Below are 15,117 nucleotides of genomic sequence, written 5' to 3' on the forward strand. Positions count from 1 at the left end.
GGGGCCCGCTCCCTGAGCCTGTCGAGCTCCCTGAGCCTGTCGAAGGGTCGGGCCCCGGACAACACACAACTTCACAAAGCTCTCTCTACTAAACTGAGAATCAAACCCCGTAGGGAACCGGTCACAATCCAGTGCTCGGCAATCTCTACACGAACGTCCTGAGGAGGACCAAGTGGCCAAGGCCAAGTTCGAGCGCACCAAGCCGCACGTGAACATCGGAACGATCGGTCACGTCGACCACGGCAAGACGACGCTGTCGGCAGCCATCTCCAAGGTGCTCGCTGACAAGTACCCGTCCGACACCAACGTTCAGCGTGACTTCGCTTCCATCGACTCGGCGCCGGAAGAGCGCCAGCGTGGTATCACGATCAACATCTCGCACATCGAGTACGAGACGCCGAAGCGCCACTACGCGCACGTCGACGCACCCGGCCACGCCGACTACGTCAAGAACATGATCACCGGTGCAGCCCAGATGGACGGCGCCATCCTCGTGGTCGCCGCCACCGACGGCCCGATGGCTCAGACCCGTGAGCACGTTCTGCTCGCCAAGCAGGTCGGCGTGCCGTACCTGCTCGTCGCACTGAACAAGAGCGACATGGTCGACGACGAGGAGATCCTGGAGCTCGTCGAGCTCGAGGTTCGCGAGCTGCTCGCAGCCCAGGGCTTCGACGAGGACGCACCTGTCGTCCAGGTCTCGGCACTCAAGGCGCTCGAGGGCGATGAGAAGTGGGTCGAGAAGATCCTCGAGCTCATGCAGGCTGTCGACGACAGCGTTCCGGACCCGGAGCGCGACCGTGACAAGCCCTTCCTCATGCCGATCGAGGACGTCTTCACGATCACCGGTCGTGGAACGGTCGTCACCGGCCGCGCCGAGCGTGGCACGCTCAAGATCAACTCCGAGGTCGAGATCGTCGGCATCCGCAACACCCAGAAGACCACGGTCACGGGTATCGAGATGTTCCACAAGCAGCTCGACGAGGCGTGGGCCGGCGAGAACTGTGGTCTGCTGCTTCGCGGTCTCAAGCGTGAGGACGTCGAGCGCGGCCAGGTCGTCGTTCAGCCGGGTTCGGTCACCCCTCACACGAACTTCCAGGGCACCGCGTACATCCTGTCGAAGGAAGAGGGCGGCCGTCACAACCCGTTCTACACGAACTACCGCCCGCAGTTCTACTTCCGCACCACCGACGTCACCGGCGTCATCTCGCTGCCCGAGGGCACCGAGATGGTCATGCCCGGTGACACCACCGACATGACGGTCGAGCTGATCCAGCCGATCGCCATGGAAGAGGGCCTCGGCTTCGCCATCCGTGAGGGTGGACGCACCGTGGGCGCCGGTACGGTCACGAGCATCATCAAGTGAGTCGGGCCGGGTCAATGCGCGAAGCGCGTTGACGCGGCATCGACTCAGGTTGAGCGAGCGGAGCGAGTCGAAACCTCTCTCATCCTGACCACTTCGCAAAGGGGGCGAGCCTTCGGGCTCGGCCCCTTTGTCGTCGGTGCGCGCAGCCTTGTCGTCGGTGCGCGCTGCTTTGTCGTCGATGCGCGCAGCGCAGGGTTCCCTTCGCGCCGGATGCCGTGCAGAATAAGAGATGTCGGCATACTCGGCCGGCGTCACAACCTCAAGGGGGACCCGCAATGGGAATCGACGACATGGTCAACAAGGGCAAAGACCTGTACGAGCAGAACAAGGACAAGATCGCTGACGTCGTCAAGAGCGAGCAGGCAGAGGACGTGAGCGACAAGGTCCTCGACGGCGTCGCCGACTTCGCCAAGAAGCTCGCACCGGGTGCCGCTGACAAGATCGACGAGATCCGCGACGGCGCCGACAAGGCCGTCGGCAACGAGTAGACGCAGTTTCACCGGAAGGGACGGCGCACCACGGGTGCGTCGTCCCTTCCGTGTACTATGAGGACAACCGCCTGGGGATCTCGCGGTCGGGTTCGTCGAAGGGGTTCGACGAACTGAAATGCACAGCTCCGGCTGTGAGCAGGAACTGGGGAACGATCTTGGGGACCATCACGCGTCGTACGCCATCTGAGCGTCGATGCTTCGCCCCGCATCCGCGGCGGTCGATCCGCCGCGCCTTCGACGAGGATTCCGGTGTCCCTTCGCACCGGAGCCCTCGTGTTCGGTGCGCCCCCTCGCGCTGAACACTCCCCAAGACGGGGTGGGGCATGGGGATGCCTCACCCCGTTTCTGCTGTGCTCGGCGGGCCTCCGAAACCGCGCGACACGCCCGGGTTTGCGTAAGTGAAATCCGGCTGGCAGAATAGACAGGTTCCACATTCCGGCGGTGCACTTTGTGTGCCCATCGGATCACCACCAGGGCAGTGCATAGGCGGCGTCATCTCCTCGGAGATCGCGCGCAGGGACCTAGGCCGCGGGTGGCAGAACAGCAACCACCTCCTCACGGAGGTTCTGCCGTGCGTAGAAATACGCGCGGGTTGACAGAAGAACAGTGGTGCCCGGCGCGAACAGCGTCGACGTGCGTCCAATGCCCCTGGGTCACCCGGCCCAGGACGGTAAGACGCCTTAAAGAGAGTGAACAGACAATGGCGGGACAGAAAATCCGCATTCGCCTGAAGTCGTATGACCACGAGGTCATCGACTCATCGGCGCGCAAGATCGTAGACACCGTGACCCGTGCGGGCGCGACTGTCGTCGGCCCGGTGCCGCTTCCGACCGAGAAGAACGTCGTGTGCGTCATCCGGTCGCCCCACAAGTACAAGGACAGCCGCGAGCACTTCGAGATGCGCACCCACAAGCGTCTGATCGACATCGTCGACCCGACGCCCAAGGCAGTCGACTCGCTGATGCGTCTCGACCTTCCGGCTGACGTCAACATCGAGATCAAGCTCTGAGGATCGACATGGCTGACATCAACGCAAAGATTTCAAAGGGAATGCTGGGCACCAAGCTCGGCATGACCCAGGTGTGGAACGCGGACGGCAAGCTCGTCCCCGTCACCGTCATCGAGCTGGCACCGAACGTGGTCACCCAGATCCGCACCCCCGAGAAGGACGGCTACAACGCCGTTCAGATCGCGGCAGGTCAGATCGACCCCCGCAAGGTCAACAAGCCCCTCACGGCTCACTTCGATGCAGCCGGCGTCACGCCGCGCCGCTACGTCACCGAGATCCGCACGGCGGATGCTGCCGAGTACACGCTCGGCCAGGAGCTCACGGTCGACGGCCTTTTCGAAGGCGGCCAGCTGGTCGACGTCGTCGGCACCAGCAAGGGCAAGGGCACCGCCGGTGTCATGAAGCGCCACAACTTCAAGGGCGTCTCGGCATCGCACGGTTCGCACCGTAACCACCGCAAGCCCGGCTCGATCGGCGCATCGTCGACCCCGAGCCGCGTCTTCAAGGGCATGCGCATGGCCGGCCGTATGGGCGGCGAGCGCGTGACCGTACTCAACCTGACGGTGCACGCTGTCGACGTCGAGAAGGGACTGCTGCTCGTCAAGGGCGCCGTTCCCGGTGCTCGTGGCCGCAGCGTCTACGTCCGCAACGCAGTGAAGGGGGCCTAGTCCATGGCTGACTCGTCTCTCGCGCTCGACGTCCTCAAGGCCGACGGCAAGAAGGCAGGCTCGATCGAGCTGCCCGCCGCGCTCTTCGACGTCAAGACGAACATTCCGCTCATCCACCAGGTCGTCGTCGCGCAGCTCGCGGCGGCTCGCCAGGGCACTCACTCGACCAAGCGTCGCGGTGAGGTCTCCGGTGCCGGCCGCAAGCCCTTCAAGCAGAAGGGCACGGGTAACGCCCGTCAGGGCTCGATCCGCGCGCCGCACATGACCGGCGGTGGCATCGTCCACGGCCCGAAGCCGCGTGACTACTCGCAGCGCACACCCAAGAAGATGATCGCCGCCGCCCTCCTGGGCTCGCTCAGCGACCGCTTCCGCGGTGACCGTCTGCACGCCATCGAGTCCTTCGGCATCGACGGTGCACCTTCGACGAAGACTGCCGTGAGCTTCCTCACGACAGTCGTCACCTCGAAGAACGTGCTCCTCGTCATCGAACGAGGCGACGACATCACCACGAAGAGCATTCGCAACCTCGCGAACATCCACGTGCTGACGTTCGACCAGCTCAACGCGTACGACGTGCTCGTCTCTGACGACATCGTCTTCACCAAGGCCGCGCTCGAGGGCTTCATCGCCTCGAAGACCGGCACAACCGAGGAGGTCTCGGCATGACCGAGCAGGTAGGCGCCCTCCAGTCGGCGTTCAACAAGGACCCCCGCGACATCATCCTGAAGCCGGTCGTCTCTGAGAAGAGCTACTCGCTGATCGACGAAGGCAAGTACACCTTCCTCGTCGACCCGCGTGCTACGAAGACCGAGATCAAGCTCGCCATCGAGAAGATCTTCGGCGTCAAGGTCGCGTCGGTCAACACGATCAACCGCGTCGGCAAGGCCCGTCGCACCCGCTTCGGCACGGGAAAGCGCAAGGACACCAAGCGCGCCATCGTGAGCCTGAAGTCGGGCACCATCGACATCTTCACGGCAATCGGCTGACCCGGGGGATAAAGGACAATCATGGCTATTCGCAAGTACAAGCCCACGACCCCGGGTCGCCGCGGCTCGTCGGTGGCTGACTTCGCCGAGATCACTCGATCGACGCCGGAGAAGTCGCTGCTGCGCCCGCTCTCGAAGACCGGTGGTCGCAACAACCAGGGCCGCATCACGACCCGTCACATCGGTGGTGGCCACAAGCGCCAGTACCGTGTCATCGACTTCCGTCGCAATGACAAGGACGGCGTCAACGCCAAGGTCGCTCACATCGAGTACGACCCCAACCGCACCGCACGCATCGCACTGCTGCACTACTTCGACGGCGAGAAGCGCTACATCATCGCGCCGAACAAGCTGAACCAGGGCGACATCATCGAGTCGGGTGCATCGGCTGACATCAAGCCGGGCAACAACCTGCCGCTGAAGAACATCCCGACCGGTACCGTGATCCACGCGATCGAGCTCCGTCCGGGTGGCGGCGCAAAGCTCGCCCGCTCGGCCGGTGCTTCGGTGCGACTCGTCGCCAAGGACGGCATCTACGCGCAGCTGCGTCTCCCCTCGGGCGAGATCCGCAACGTCGATGCACGCTGCCGCGCCACGATCGGCGAGGTCGGCAACGCCGAGCAGTCGAACATCAACTGGGGCAAGGCCGGCCGTAACCGCTGGAAGGGCATCCGCCCGACCGTGCGCGGTGTGGCCATGAACCCCGTCGATCACCCGCACGGTGGTGGAGAGGGCAAGACCTCCGGTGGTCGTCACCCTGTCACCCCCTGGGGCCAGGCAGAGGGTCGTACCCGTCACGCCAACAAGGAAAGCGACAAGTACATCGTTCGTCGTCGCACCGCGTCTAAGAAGCGTAAGTAGGAGTAGAAGAAGATGCCACGGAGTCTCAAGAAGGGCCCCTTCGTCGACGAGCACCTGCTTCGCAAGGTCGTCGTGCAGAACGAAGCCGGTTCCAAGAACGTCATCAAGACCTGGTCTCGCCGGTCCATGATCATCCCGGCCATGCTGGGTCACACGATCGCGGTCCACGACGGTCGCAAGCACATTCCTGTGTTTGTCACCGAGACCATGGTCGGCCACAAGCTGGGCGAGTTCGCGCCCACCCGCACCTTCCGCGGCCACGAGAAGGACGACAAGAAGGGCCGTCGCCGCTGACGCGGGGACGATAGAGGAGAGAGAAATGGTGGAGTCCATCGCACGCGTGCGACACATCCGCGTGACCCCTCAGAAGGCTCGTCGTGTCGTCGCGCTCATCAAGGGCAAGCAGGCCCAGGAGGCTCTTGCGATCCTGAAGTTCGCAGCACAGAGCGCCAGTGAGCCGATCTACAAGCTTGTCGCGTCGGCCATGGCCAACGCACAGGTGAAGGCGGATCGTGACGGCGAGTACCTCGACGAGCAGGACCTGTACGTGGTCAACGCGTACGTAGACGAGGGCACGACGCTCAAGCGTTTCCGCCCCCGTGCACAGGGTCGCGCTTTCCAGATCAAGAAGCGCACGAGCCACATCACGGTCGTGCTCTCGACGCCTGAGGTTGCCACGGCAGCCGACGGCGAAAGCAAGAAGAAGGCGAGCAAGTAATGGGACAGAAGGTAAACCCGTACGGCTTCCGCCTCGGAATCACCACGGACCACGTCTCGCGTTGGTTCTCGGACTCGACGAAGCCTGGTCAGCGTTACGCCGACTACGTGGCTGAGGACATCAAGATCCGTAACCTGCTCAAGACGCAGCTCGACCGCGCCGGTGTCTCGAACATCGAGATCGAGCGCACCCGTGACCGCGTCCGCGTCGACATCCACACCGCCCGTCCGGGCATCGTGATCGGTCGTCGTGGTGCAGAAGCCGAGCGGATCCGTGGCGACCTCGAGAAGCTCTCGGGCAAGCAGATCCAGCTGAACATCCTCGAGGTGAAGAACCCCGAGGCTGACGCTCAGCTCGTCGCACAGGGCATCGCCGAGCAGCTCTCTGCTCGCGTGGCGTTCCGTCGTGCGATGCGCAAGGGCCTCCAGGGCGCGCAGCGCGCTGGCGCCAAGGGCATCCGCATCCAGGTCTCCGGCCGCCTCGGCGGCGCCGAGATGAGCCGCTCGGAGTTCTACCGCGAGGGTCGTGTGCCGCTGCACACGCTGCGCGCGAACATCGACTACGGCTTCTACGAGGCACGCACCACCTTCGGCCGTATCGGCGTGAAGGTCTGGATCTACAAGGGTGATCTCACCGCCAAGGAGCTTGCTCGCGAGCAGGCCAACCAGAAGCCTTCGCGCGACCGTGGCGGCGACCGTCGTCGTGGCCCGCGGGGCGAAGCACCTGTTGCAGAAGGAGCGTCGGCATAATGCTCATCCCCCGTAAGGTCAAGTTCCGCAAGCAGCACCACCCGGGTCGTACCGGGCACGCTACCGGCGGCACGAAGGTCTCCTTCGGCGAATACGGCATCCAGGCCCTCACGCCCGCTTATGTGACCAACCGTCAGATCGAGGCAGCTCGTATCGCGATGACGCGTCACATCAAGCGCGGTGGAAAGGTGTGGATCAACATCTACCCGGACCGTCCGCTCACGAAGAAGCCGGCCGAAACCCGCATGGGTTCCGGTAAGGGTTCGCCTGAGTGGTGGGTTTCCAACGTCAAGCCGGGTCGCGTCCTCTTCGAGGTCGCAGGCGTCAGCGAGGAACTTGCTCGCGAAGCACTGACCCGAGCCATTCACAAGCTGCCTCTCAAGGCACGCATCATCAAGCGCGAGGAGGGCGACGCGTAATGGCGATCGGCACCAAGGAGCTCGCTCCGGCAGAGCTCGACACGTTCGAAGACCAGCGCCTCGTCGAGGAGCTGCGTAAGGCCAAGGAAGAGCTTTTCAACCTCCGTTTCCAGTCGGCCACCGGCCAGCTGGAGAGCCACGGCCGCATCCGCGCCGTCAAGCGCGACATCGCGCGCCTGTACACCGTGATCCGCGAACGCGAGCTGGGCATCCGTGCGACGCCTGCTCCCGTCGAGGCCCCGGCCAAGAAGGCGTCCAAGTCGAAGGCGAAGAAGGCGGACTCCGCTGACGACGCCGTGAAGGAAGAGGCTGAGTGATGGCCACCAAGAAGGAAGCGGCAGCGGAAGCTCCCGTCTCGCACGATGTGCGTGACGAGAACGCTCGCGGTTACCGCAAGACGCAGCGCGGATACGTCGTCAGCGACAAGATGGACAAGACCATCGTCGTCGAGGTCGAAGACCGCGTGAAGCACCCGCTCTACGGCAAGGTCATCCGCCGTACCGAGAAGCGCAAGGTGCACGACGAGACCAACTCGGCGGGCATCGGCGACCTCGTTGTCATCAGTGAGACTCGTCCGCTCAGCGCCACCAAGCGCTGGCGTCTGGTCGAGATCGTCGAGAAGGCCAAGTAAGCCTTCGGCTTACTTAAGGAGTAATAGTGATTCAGCAGGAATCCCGCCTCAAGGTCGCCGACAACACCGGCGCGAAGGAGCTGCTCACGATCCGCGTTCTCGGTGGCTCACGCCGTCGTTACGCTGGTCTGGGTGACACCATCGTCGCCACGGTCAAGGACGCGATCCCGGGCGGCAACGTCAAGAAGGGCGACGTCGTCAAGGCGGTCATCGTCCGTACCAAGAAGGAAGTCCGTCGTCCGGACGGCTCCTACATCAAGTTCGACGAGAACGCCGCCGTCATCCTGAAGACCGACGGGGAGCCCCGTGGCACCCGTATCTTCGGACCGGTCGGTCGTGAGCTTCGCGACAAGAAGTTCATGAAGATCGTCTCGCTCGCGCCGGAGGTTATTTGATCATGGCGAAAATCAAGAAGGGCGACCTGGTTCAGGTCATCTCGGGCGCCAAGCCCGAGCGCGGCGGCGACCGCGGTAAGCAGGGCAAGGTCCTCGAGATCTTCGCCGAGCGCAACCGCGTCATCGTCGAAGGCGTGAACTACGTCACCAAGCACACCCGCGTCGGCCAGACGCAGCGTGGTACCAAGACGGGCGGCATCGAGACAATCGAGGCACCCATCCACATCTCGAACGTCGCAGTCGTCGACCCCGAGACCAAGAAGCCGACTCGTGTCGGTCACCGGGTCGAGGAGCGGACCAAGGACGGCGTCAAGCGCACCGTCCGCGTGCGTTACGCGAAGAAGAGCGGTAAGGACCTCTGATGAGCACCGACACTGCCGCGCCGGCTGGCAAGATCCAGCCGCGCCTGAAGCAGAAGTACAAGGCCGAGATCCAGCAGAAGCTGCAGGACGAGTTCGGCTACAAGAACGTGATGCAGATCCCCGGCCTCGTCAAGGTCGTCGTCAACACCGGTGTCGGTGAGGCGGCTCGCGACAGCAAGGTGATCGATGGCGCGGTCGAAGACCTCACCAAGATCACCGGCCAGAAGCCGATCGTCACGAAGGCCCGCAAGTCCATCGCGCAGTTCAAGCTGCGCGAGGGCCAGGCCATCGGCGCGCACGTCACCCTCCGTGGCGACCGTGCGTGGGAGTTCGTCGACCGTCTCGTCTCGCTCGCTCTGCCCCGCATCCGCGACTTCCGCGGCCTGTCGGGCAAGCAGTTCGACGGCAACGGCAACTACACCTTCGGTCTCCAGGAGCAGAGCGTGTTCCACGAGATCGATCAAGACAAGATCGACCGTGTCCGTGGATTCGACATCACCGTCGTGACCACGGCGAAGACGGATGACGAGGGTCGTGCGCTGCTGCGTCACCTCGGCTTCCCGTTCGCGGCCGACGACGCCAAGGCGTGATGCTCAGGACCCCCGCCAGTCCCTGAACTTGTCGAAGGGCGGGCGGGGGTCCCGCATGCGCTTACAATTGAAGATTGCGAATCATAGAAGGTCGTCTGTCGTGTAACGGCAGCCGAAACCTCATGAACAAAGGAAAACACCCATGACAATGACAGACCCGGTCGCAGACTTGCTGACCCGTCTGCGCAACGCGAACTCGGCACACCACGACTCCGTGTCCCTGCCGTCGAGCAAGCTCAAGACGCACATCGCCGACATCCTCCAGCAGGAGGGCTACATCGCAGGCTACGAGGTCACCGACGCACGCGTCGGCCAGAACCTCACCCTCACGCTGAAGTACGGCCCCAACCGTGAGCGTTCGATCGCGGGCATCAAGCGCGTGTCGAAGCCCGGCCTTCGCGTCTACGCGAAGTCCACGGAGCTGCCCACGGTCCTCGGCGGCCTCGGCGTGGCCATCCTGTCCACTTCCTCCGGTCTTCTCACTGACCGTCAGGCTGAGCAGAAGGGCGTGGGCGGAGAAGTTCTCGCCTACGTGTGGTAATTCGAAATGTCGCGTATTGGACGACTTCCCATCTCGATCCCCTCGGACGTCACCATCTCGGTCGACGGCCGCGCGGTCGCGGTGAAGGGCCCCAAGGGTGAACTCACCCTGAACGTGGCCAGCCCCATCGAGGTCGCGGTCGAGGACAACCAGGTGGTTGTCTCCCGTCCCGACGACGAGCGCGAGTCCCGGTCGCTTCACGGCCTGACCCGCACGCTCATCAACAACAACATCATCGGCGTGACCCAGGGCTACACCAAGGGTCTTGAGGTCGTCGGCACCGGTTACCGCGTGCAGCAGAAGGGCAGCTCCGTCGAGTTCGCTCTCGGCTTCTCGCACCCCGTGCTGGTCGACCCGCCCGCCGGCATCACTTTCACGGTCGAAGGCAACAACAAGGTCACCGTGAGTGGTATCGACAAGCAGGCTGTCGGTGAGGCAGCTGCCAACATCCGCAAGATCCGCAAGCCCGAGCCGTACAAGGGCAAGGGTGTTCGCTACGCCGGCGAGATCGTGCGTCGCAAGGCCGGAAAGAGTGGTAAGTAACCATGGCTCTCAAGTCAAAGTCTGACGCCCGCGCGCGTCGTCACGCACGCCTTCGCAAGAAGGTCGTCGGCACCGAGGCGCGTCCGCGTCTGGTCGTCAACCGTTCGGCTCGTCACGTCTTCGTCCAGCTGGTCGATGACAGCAAGGGCATCACGGTTGCATCCGCATCCACGCTCGAGACCGAGCTGCGCTCGTTCGAGGGCGACAAGACCGCCAAGGCCCGCAAGGTCGGCGAGCTTCTCGCCGAGCGCGCGAAGGCCGCCGGCTTCTCCGAGGTCGTCTTCGACCGCGGTGGCAACCGCTACGCGGGCCGCGTCGCGGCCATCGCAGACGGCGCCCGCGAAGGAGGGCTGGCACTGTGAGTGACAACAAGGAGAACGAAGTGACCGAAACGGCTGCTGCCGCTCCCGAGACGGCCCCTGTCGTCTCCGAGACGGCTGCCGGCACGACTCAGGCAGAGCCCGCGCGCGAAGGTCGCCGCGGCGGCCGTGACCGCAACCAGGGTGGTCGTGATCGCAACTCGCGCGATCGCGGCGACAACCAGTTCCTGGAGCGCGTCGTCACCATCAACCGCGTCTCGAAGGTCGTGAAGGGTGGTCGTCGCTTCAGCTTCACCGCCCTCGTGGTCGTCGGCGACGGCAACGGTCTGGTCGGCGTCGGCTACGGCAAGGCCCGCGAGGTGCCCCTGGCCATCGCCAAGGGTGTCGAAGAGGCCAAGCGCAACTTCTTCCGCGTGCCGCGCGTCGGAACCACGGTTCCGCACCCGGTGCAGGGCGAAGCCGCTGCCGGTGTCGTGCTGCTGCGTCCGGCTGCCGCCGGTACCGGTGTCATCGCCGGTGGTCCGGTGCGCGCCGTCCTCGAGTGCGCCGGCATCCACGATGTCCTTTCGAAGTCGCTCGGCTCGTCGAACACGATCAACATCGTGCACGCGACCGTCGCGGCCCTGAAGAGCCTCGAAGAGCCTCGTGCAGTCGCGGCTCGCCGTGGCCTCGAGTACGACGCCGTCGTTCCGGACATCATCATCCGCAACGAGGCGAAGGCCGCAGCTGCGGCCGCAGCGAAGGTAGGTGCCTGATGGCCGAGCGTCTCAAGGTGACCCAGATCAAGTCCAAGGTGAGCGAGAAGCAGTATCAGCGTGACACGCTGCGCAGCCTCGGTCTGAAGCGGATCGGCGACAGCACCGTCCGCCCCGACGACGCGCAGACGCGCGGTTACGTCAAGACCGTCGCACACCTCGTCAAGGTTGAGGAGATCGACTAATGGCTGAGAAGAACGACGCCGTCGAGGAGAAGGCCGCCAAGGCCCCCGCCAAGAAGGCTGCCGCTCCCAAGGCTGCGGCTGAGAAGAAGCCGGCTGCGAAGAAGGCGCCTGCGAAGGCTGCTGCCGACGCGAAGGCTCCCAAGGCTGAGGCTGCCAAGAAGCCTGCTCCCAAGAGCAAGAAGGCTGCGCCGAAGGCGGATGCTCCGGCATCCCGTCCCGGTGTGCTCAAGGTCCACCACCTGCGTCCGGTCCCCGGCGCCAACACCGCGAAGACCCGTGTCGGTCGCGGTGAGGGCTCCAAGGGCAAGACGGCCGGTCGTGGCACCAAGGGCACCAAGGCCCGCAACACCGTTCGCGTCGGCTTCGAGGGTGGGCAGATGCCTCTGCACATGCGCACTCCGAAGCTGCGCGGGTTCAAGAACCCGTTCCGCGTCGAGTACCAGGTCGTGAACCTGGAGAAGCTCGCGGAACTGTACCCGAAGGGTGGCGATGTCACCGTGGGCGACCTGGTCGCCAAGGGTGCTGTTCGCAAGAACGAGAAGGTCAAGGTTCTCGGAAACGGCGACATCGCCGTGAAGCTCACCGTCTCGGTCGACAAGGTCTCGGGTTCTGCCGAGCAGAAGATCGTGGCTGCGGGCGGATCCGTCAAGTAACCACTGCGCAAGAGGGGTCGGAGATTCTCCGGCCCCTCTCGTGCGTTACCCTGGTCTTTCAGCCTTTCCTCCGCGGAACGGCAACCTTTCAGGAGGAACGCCTTTGTTTAGCGCTATCGCGCGGATCTTCCGCACGCCCGACCTGCGTCGGAAGATCGGTTTCACACTGGCGATCATCGCCATCTACCGGCTCGGATCGCACGTGCCCGCCCCGTTCGTGAACTTCCCGAACGTCGAGGAGTGCCTGCGCCTCAACGCCGGCACCGAGGGTCTGCTCAGTCTGGTCAACCTGTTCTCCGGCGGCGCTCTGCTGCAGCTGTCGATCTTCGCGCTCGGCGTCATGCCGTACATCACCGCGACGATCATCACGCAGCTGCTGCGCGTCGTCATCCCGCACTTCGAGGCGCTGCACAAGGAAGGCCAGGCCGGACAGGCCCGCCTGACCCAGTACACGCGTTACCTCACGATCGCCCTCGCGCTGCTGCAGTCGACGACTCTCGTCACCGTGGCCCGCAGCGGTCAGCTGTTCGGAACGACCGACATCGCCGCATGTCAGCAGCTGCTGACCAACGACGTCTGGTGGGCGCAGCTGCTGATCATCATCGCGATGACCGCCGGTACCGGCCTGATCATGTGGTTCGCCGAGCTCGTCACCGAGCGCGGCATCGGCAACGGCATGTCGCTGCTGATCTTCACCTCGATCGCCGCGACGTTCCCCGCGGCCATGTGGGCGATCTTCGAGTCGAACGGCTTCGAAGTGTTCCTGCTGGTCCTGGCCGTCGGCATCGTCGTCACTGGCCTCGTGGTCTTCGTCGAGCAGTCCCAGCGACGAATCCCCGTGCAGTATGCCAAGCGCATGGTCGGACGCCGCACGTACGGCGGAACGAACACGTACATCCCGATCAAGGTGAACATGGCGGGCGTGATCCCGATCATCTTCGCGTCGTCGCTGCTGTACATCCCGATGCTCATCGCGCAGTTCAACACCCCGCAGGACGGCTCGGAGCCGGCCGCGTGGGTCGTGTGGATCTCGCAGAACTTCACGACAGGGGACCAGCCGCTCTACATGGCTGCGTACTTCCTGCTGATCATCGGCTTCACGTACTTCTACGTCGCGATCACGTTCAACCCGGTCGAGGTCGCCGACAACATGAAGAAGTACGGCGGATTCATCCCCGGCATCCGTGCCGGTCGTCCGACCGCCGAGTACCTGGACTTCGTGCTCACCCGCATCACGTTCCCCGGGTCGATCTACCTCGGCCTGATCGCACTCATCCCGTTGATCGCTCTGGCCACCGTCGGCGCCAACCAGAACTTCCCGTTCGGCGGCGCCTCGATCCTCATCATCGTGGGTGTGGGGCTGGAGACCGTCAAGCAGATCGACGCTCAGCTCCAGCAGCGCCATTACGAAGGGCTTCTCCGTTGACAGCATCCGCTCGAATTCTCATCGTCGGGCCCCAGGGCTCAGGCAAGGGCACGCAGGGCGTGCGCATCGCAGAGGCGTTCGATGTCCCGGTGGTCTCCACCGGTGACATCTTCCGTGCGAACATCAAGGGCGGCACCACCCTCGGAGCGCAGGTCAGCGAGATCACCGCTCGCGGCGACCTCGTGCCGGATGAGCTGACGAGCGAGATCGTGCGCGATCGGCTTTCCCAGGACGACGCGGCGTCGGGCTTCGTGCTCGACGGCTACCCGCGCAACGCCGTGCAGGTCGGTCACCTCGACACGTTCCTCGGCGACCGCGGCGAGTCGCTGGATGCGGTCATCCTGCTGGATGTCCCCCGCGAGGAGAGCATCGGACGCCTGCAGCTGCGCGCGCACGAGCAGGGCCGGGCGGATGACACCGTCGAAGGCATCGCGCACCGCCTGGACATCTACGAGAAGGAGACGGCTCCGATCCTCGACGTGTACGGCGAGCGAGGCATCGTCGACCGGATCGACGGTGTCGGATCGCTCGACGAGATCACGGAGCGCATCTTCGCTGCACTGGCCGCCCGCGGCCTCGCCGTCGCCGCCTGATCGCCTGACCGCCATGTTCCGCCGATCCATCTACAAGACGCCTGCGCAGCTGCAGGCCATGGTCGAGCCGGGGCTCATCACCGCTGCGGCGCTCGACGCCGTACGGCCGTTGATTCGGGCGGGTGTCACGACGCTCGAGCTCGACACGATCGCGAACCGCACCATCCGTGCGCGCGGGGCGGAGTCGAACTTCCAGCTGGTGCGCGGGTACCACCACACGGTCTGCGTGTCGGTGAATCACGAGGTGGTGCACGGCATCCCCGGTGATCGCGTGCTGCAGGCCGGCGACATCGTGTCGGTCGACTGCGGAGCGCAGTTCCAGGACTGGAACGGCGACAGCGCCATCACGGTGGTCGTTCCGGATGAGACCCGTCCCTCCCTGGTCGCGATGCGCGAGGAGCTGTCGCGCGTGACCGAGGGGTCGATGTGGGCGGGCATCGCAGCCATGGCGACCGCCGGGAGCATCGGCGAGATCGGCGCGGCCATCCAGGGGTACATCGAGGCGCAGGGCGACTCGGAGGTCTCGGGGGAGACCTACGGCATCCTGCGCGAGTACGTCGGCCACGGCATCGGACGCAAGATGCACGAGGCGCCGAGCGTCTTCAACTACCGCACGCCCGACCCCGGACCGGACGTCAAGCCCGGACTGGTGCTGGCGATCGAGCCCATGGTCACAGCCGGCGGCGAGGCGACGTACATCGAGGATGACGACTGGACCGTCTCGACCGTCGACGGCAGTGACGGCTCCCACTGGGAGCACAGCGTCGCCCGCCACGCGGACGGCATCTGGGTGCTGACGGCGCCCGACGGCGGTGCAGCCGGCCTCGCCCCCTTCGGCGTGACCCCCACGCCCCTGGCG

The 15,117-nt window shown here is 64.7% G+C and carries 25 protein-coding genes; all 25 read left to right on the forward strand.

Annotation, left to right across the window (positions count from 1 at the left end; translation table 11 throughout):
* The first annotated feature begins 172 nt into the window (after positions 1-172).
* Positions 173-1,363 (forward strand): elongation factor Tu, encoded by a 1,191-nt coding sequence (gene tuf, locus J1M43_RS04505; protein ID WP_033106050.1) that lies wholly within the window; start codon positions 173-175, stop codon positions 1,361-1,363.
* 275 nt (positions 1,364-1,638) lie between these two features.
* Positions 1,639-1,851 carry a hypothetical protein gene (locus J1M43_RS04510; RefSeq protein ID WP_033106051.1) on the forward strand — a complete coding sequence of 71 codons (213 nt, stop codon included), beginning with the start codon at positions 1,639-1,641 and terminating at the stop codon, positions 1,849-1,851.
* 703 nt (positions 1,852-2,554) lie between these two features.
* Complete coding sequence (gene rpsJ / locus J1M43_RS04515; protein WP_030147986.1) at positions 2,555-2,863, forward strand: 30S ribosomal protein S10; 309 nt, start codon at positions 2,555-2,557, stop codon at positions 2,861-2,863.
* Between the two features lie 8 nt (positions 2,864-2,871).
* Positions 2,872-3,531 carry a 50S ribosomal protein L3 gene (gene rplC, locus J1M43_RS04520; protein ID WP_206476028.1) on the forward strand — a complete coding sequence of 220 codons (660 nt, stop codon included), beginning with the start codon at positions 2,872-2,874 and terminating at the stop codon, positions 3,529-3,531.
* A 3-nt stretch (positions 3,532-3,534) separates the two neighbouring features.
* Positions 3,535-4,197 carry a 50S ribosomal protein L4 gene (gene rplD, locus J1M43_RS04525; RefSeq protein WP_206476030.1) on the forward strand — a complete coding sequence of 221 codons (663 nt, stop codon included), beginning with the start codon at positions 3,535-3,537 and terminating at the stop codon, positions 4,195-4,197.
* Positions 4,194-4,517, forward strand: a complete 324-nt coding sequence (gene rplW / locus J1M43_RS04530; RefSeq protein WP_033106054.1) for a 50S ribosomal protein L23 — start codon at positions 4,194-4,196, stop codon at positions 4,515-4,517. Before rplD ends, rplW begins: the two co-directional genes overlap by 4 nt.
* A 21-nt stretch (positions 4,518-4,538) precedes the next feature.
* On the forward strand, positions 4,539-5,378 hold the full coding sequence (gene rplB, locus J1M43_RS04535; RefSeq protein WP_206476032.1) for a 50S ribosomal protein L2: 840 nt from the start codon (positions 4,539-4,541) through the stop codon (positions 5,376-5,378).
* A gap of 12 nt (positions 5,379-5,390) precedes the next feature.
* Positions 5,391-5,672 carry a 30S ribosomal protein S19 gene (rpsS, locus tag J1M43_RS04540; RefSeq protein ID WP_033106056.1) on the forward strand — a complete coding sequence of 94 codons (282 nt, stop codon included), beginning with the start codon at positions 5,391-5,393 and terminating at the stop codon, positions 5,670-5,672.
* A 25-nt stretch (positions 5,673-5,697) separates the two neighbouring features.
* Entirely contained in the window at positions 5,698-6,096 is a 399-nt protein-coding gene (gene rplV, locus J1M43_RS04545; RefSeq protein ID WP_033106057.1) for a 50S ribosomal protein L22, read from the forward strand.
* Positions 6,096-6,845, forward strand: a complete 750-nt coding sequence (gene rpsC, locus J1M43_RS04550; protein ID WP_033106058.1) for a 30S ribosomal protein S3 — start codon at positions 6,096-6,098, stop codon at positions 6,843-6,845. Before rplV ends, rpsC begins: the two co-directional genes overlap by 1 nt.
* Complete coding sequence (gene rplP / locus J1M43_RS04555) at positions 6,845-7,264, forward strand: 50S ribosomal protein L16 (RefSeq protein WP_033106059.1); 420 nt, start codon at positions 6,845-6,847, stop codon at positions 7,262-7,264. Before rpsC ends, rplP begins: the two co-directional genes overlap by 1 nt.
* Complete coding sequence (rpmC, locus tag J1M43_RS16950; protein ID WP_206476034.1) at positions 7,264-7,581, forward strand: 50S ribosomal protein L29; 318 nt, start codon at positions 7,264-7,266, stop codon at positions 7,579-7,581. Before rplP ends, rpmC begins: the two co-directional genes overlap by 1 nt.
* The gene (rpsQ, locus tag J1M43_RS04565) at positions 7,581-7,895 is read left to right on the forward strand and encodes a 30S ribosomal protein S17 (RefSeq protein WP_206476036.1); all 315 of its coding nucleotides are present in this window, start codon (positions 7,581-7,583) and stop codon (positions 7,893-7,895) included. Before rpmC ends, rpsQ begins: the two co-directional genes overlap by 1 nt.
* A 26-nt stretch (positions 7,896-7,921) precedes the next feature.
* Positions 7,922-8,290, forward strand: coding sequence for a 50S ribosomal protein L14 (gene rplN, locus J1M43_RS04570; RefSeq protein ID WP_033106061.1), 369 nt, complete (start codon positions 7,922-7,924; stop codon positions 8,288-8,290).
* Positions 8,291-8,292: 2 nt separating this feature from the next.
* Positions 8,293-8,652 (forward strand): 50S ribosomal protein L24, encoded by a 360-nt coding sequence (gene rplX / locus J1M43_RS04575; RefSeq protein WP_188434539.1) that lies wholly within the window; start codon positions 8,293-8,295, stop codon positions 8,650-8,652.
* Positions 8,652-9,242, forward strand: coding sequence for a 50S ribosomal protein L5 (gene rplE, locus J1M43_RS04580; RefSeq protein ID WP_188434538.1), 591 nt, complete (start codon positions 8,652-8,654; stop codon positions 9,240-9,242). The genes rplX and rplE overlap by 1 nt, the downstream gene beginning before the upstream one ends.
* A gap of 142 nt (positions 9,243-9,384) precedes the next feature.
* Positions 9,385-9,783, forward strand: a complete 399-nt coding sequence (gene rpsH / locus J1M43_RS04585; protein ID WP_188434537.1) for a 30S ribosomal protein S8 — start codon at positions 9,385-9,387, stop codon at positions 9,781-9,783.
* A 6-nt stretch (positions 9,784-9,789) separates the two neighbouring features.
* Positions 9,790-10,326: a 50S ribosomal protein L6 gene (gene rplF / locus J1M43_RS04590; RefSeq protein WP_033106065.1), complete on the forward strand. Its 537-nt coding sequence runs from the start codon at positions 9,790-9,792 to the stop codon at positions 10,324-10,326.
* A 2-nt stretch (positions 10,327-10,328) separates the two neighbouring features.
* Complete coding sequence (rplR, locus tag J1M43_RS04595) at positions 10,329-10,688, forward strand: 50S ribosomal protein L18 (protein WP_033106066.1); 360 nt, start codon at positions 10,329-10,331, stop codon at positions 10,686-10,688.
* A 20-nt stretch (positions 10,689-10,708) separates the two neighbouring features.
* Positions 10,709-11,401: a 30S ribosomal protein S5 gene (gene rpsE, locus J1M43_RS04600; protein WP_307823250.1), complete on the forward strand. Its 693-nt coding sequence runs from the start codon at positions 10,709-10,711 to the stop codon at positions 11,399-11,401.
* Positions 11,401-11,586, forward strand: a complete 186-nt coding sequence (gene rpmD, locus J1M43_RS04605) for a 50S ribosomal protein L30 (protein ID WP_033106068.1) — start codon at positions 11,401-11,403, stop codon at positions 11,584-11,586. Before rpsE ends, rpmD begins: the two co-directional genes overlap by 1 nt.
* A complete protein-coding gene (gene rplO, locus J1M43_RS04610; RefSeq protein WP_206476040.1) occupies positions 11,586-12,239 on the forward strand; it encodes a 50S ribosomal protein L15 in 654 nt (217 codons plus the stop codon). Before rpmD ends, rplO begins: the two co-directional genes overlap by 1 nt.
* A gap of 103 nt (positions 12,240-12,342) precedes the next feature.
* Complete coding sequence (secY, locus tag J1M43_RS04615) at positions 12,343-13,665, forward strand: preprotein translocase subunit SecY (protein ID WP_206476042.1); 1,323 nt, start codon at positions 12,343-12,345, stop codon at positions 13,663-13,665.
* Positions 13,662-14,258 carry an adenylate kinase gene (locus tag J1M43_RS04620; protein WP_033106070.1) on the forward strand — a complete coding sequence of 199 codons (597 nt, stop codon included), beginning with the start codon at positions 13,662-13,664 and terminating at the stop codon, positions 14,256-14,258. The genes secY and J1M43_RS04620 overlap by 4 nt, the downstream gene beginning before the upstream one ends.
* Before the next feature lie 13 nt (positions 14,259-14,271).
* On the forward strand, positions 14,272-15,117 hold an 846-nt coding region (map, locus tag J1M43_RS04625; protein WP_206476044.1), incomplete at its 3' end, for a type I methionyl aminopeptidase.

The sequence above is a fragment of the Microbacterium sp. KRD172 genome (assembly GCF_017168295.1).
Classification (GTDB): domain Bacteria; phylum Actinomycetota; class Actinomycetes; order Actinomycetales; family Microbacteriaceae; genus Microbacterium; species Microbacterium profundi.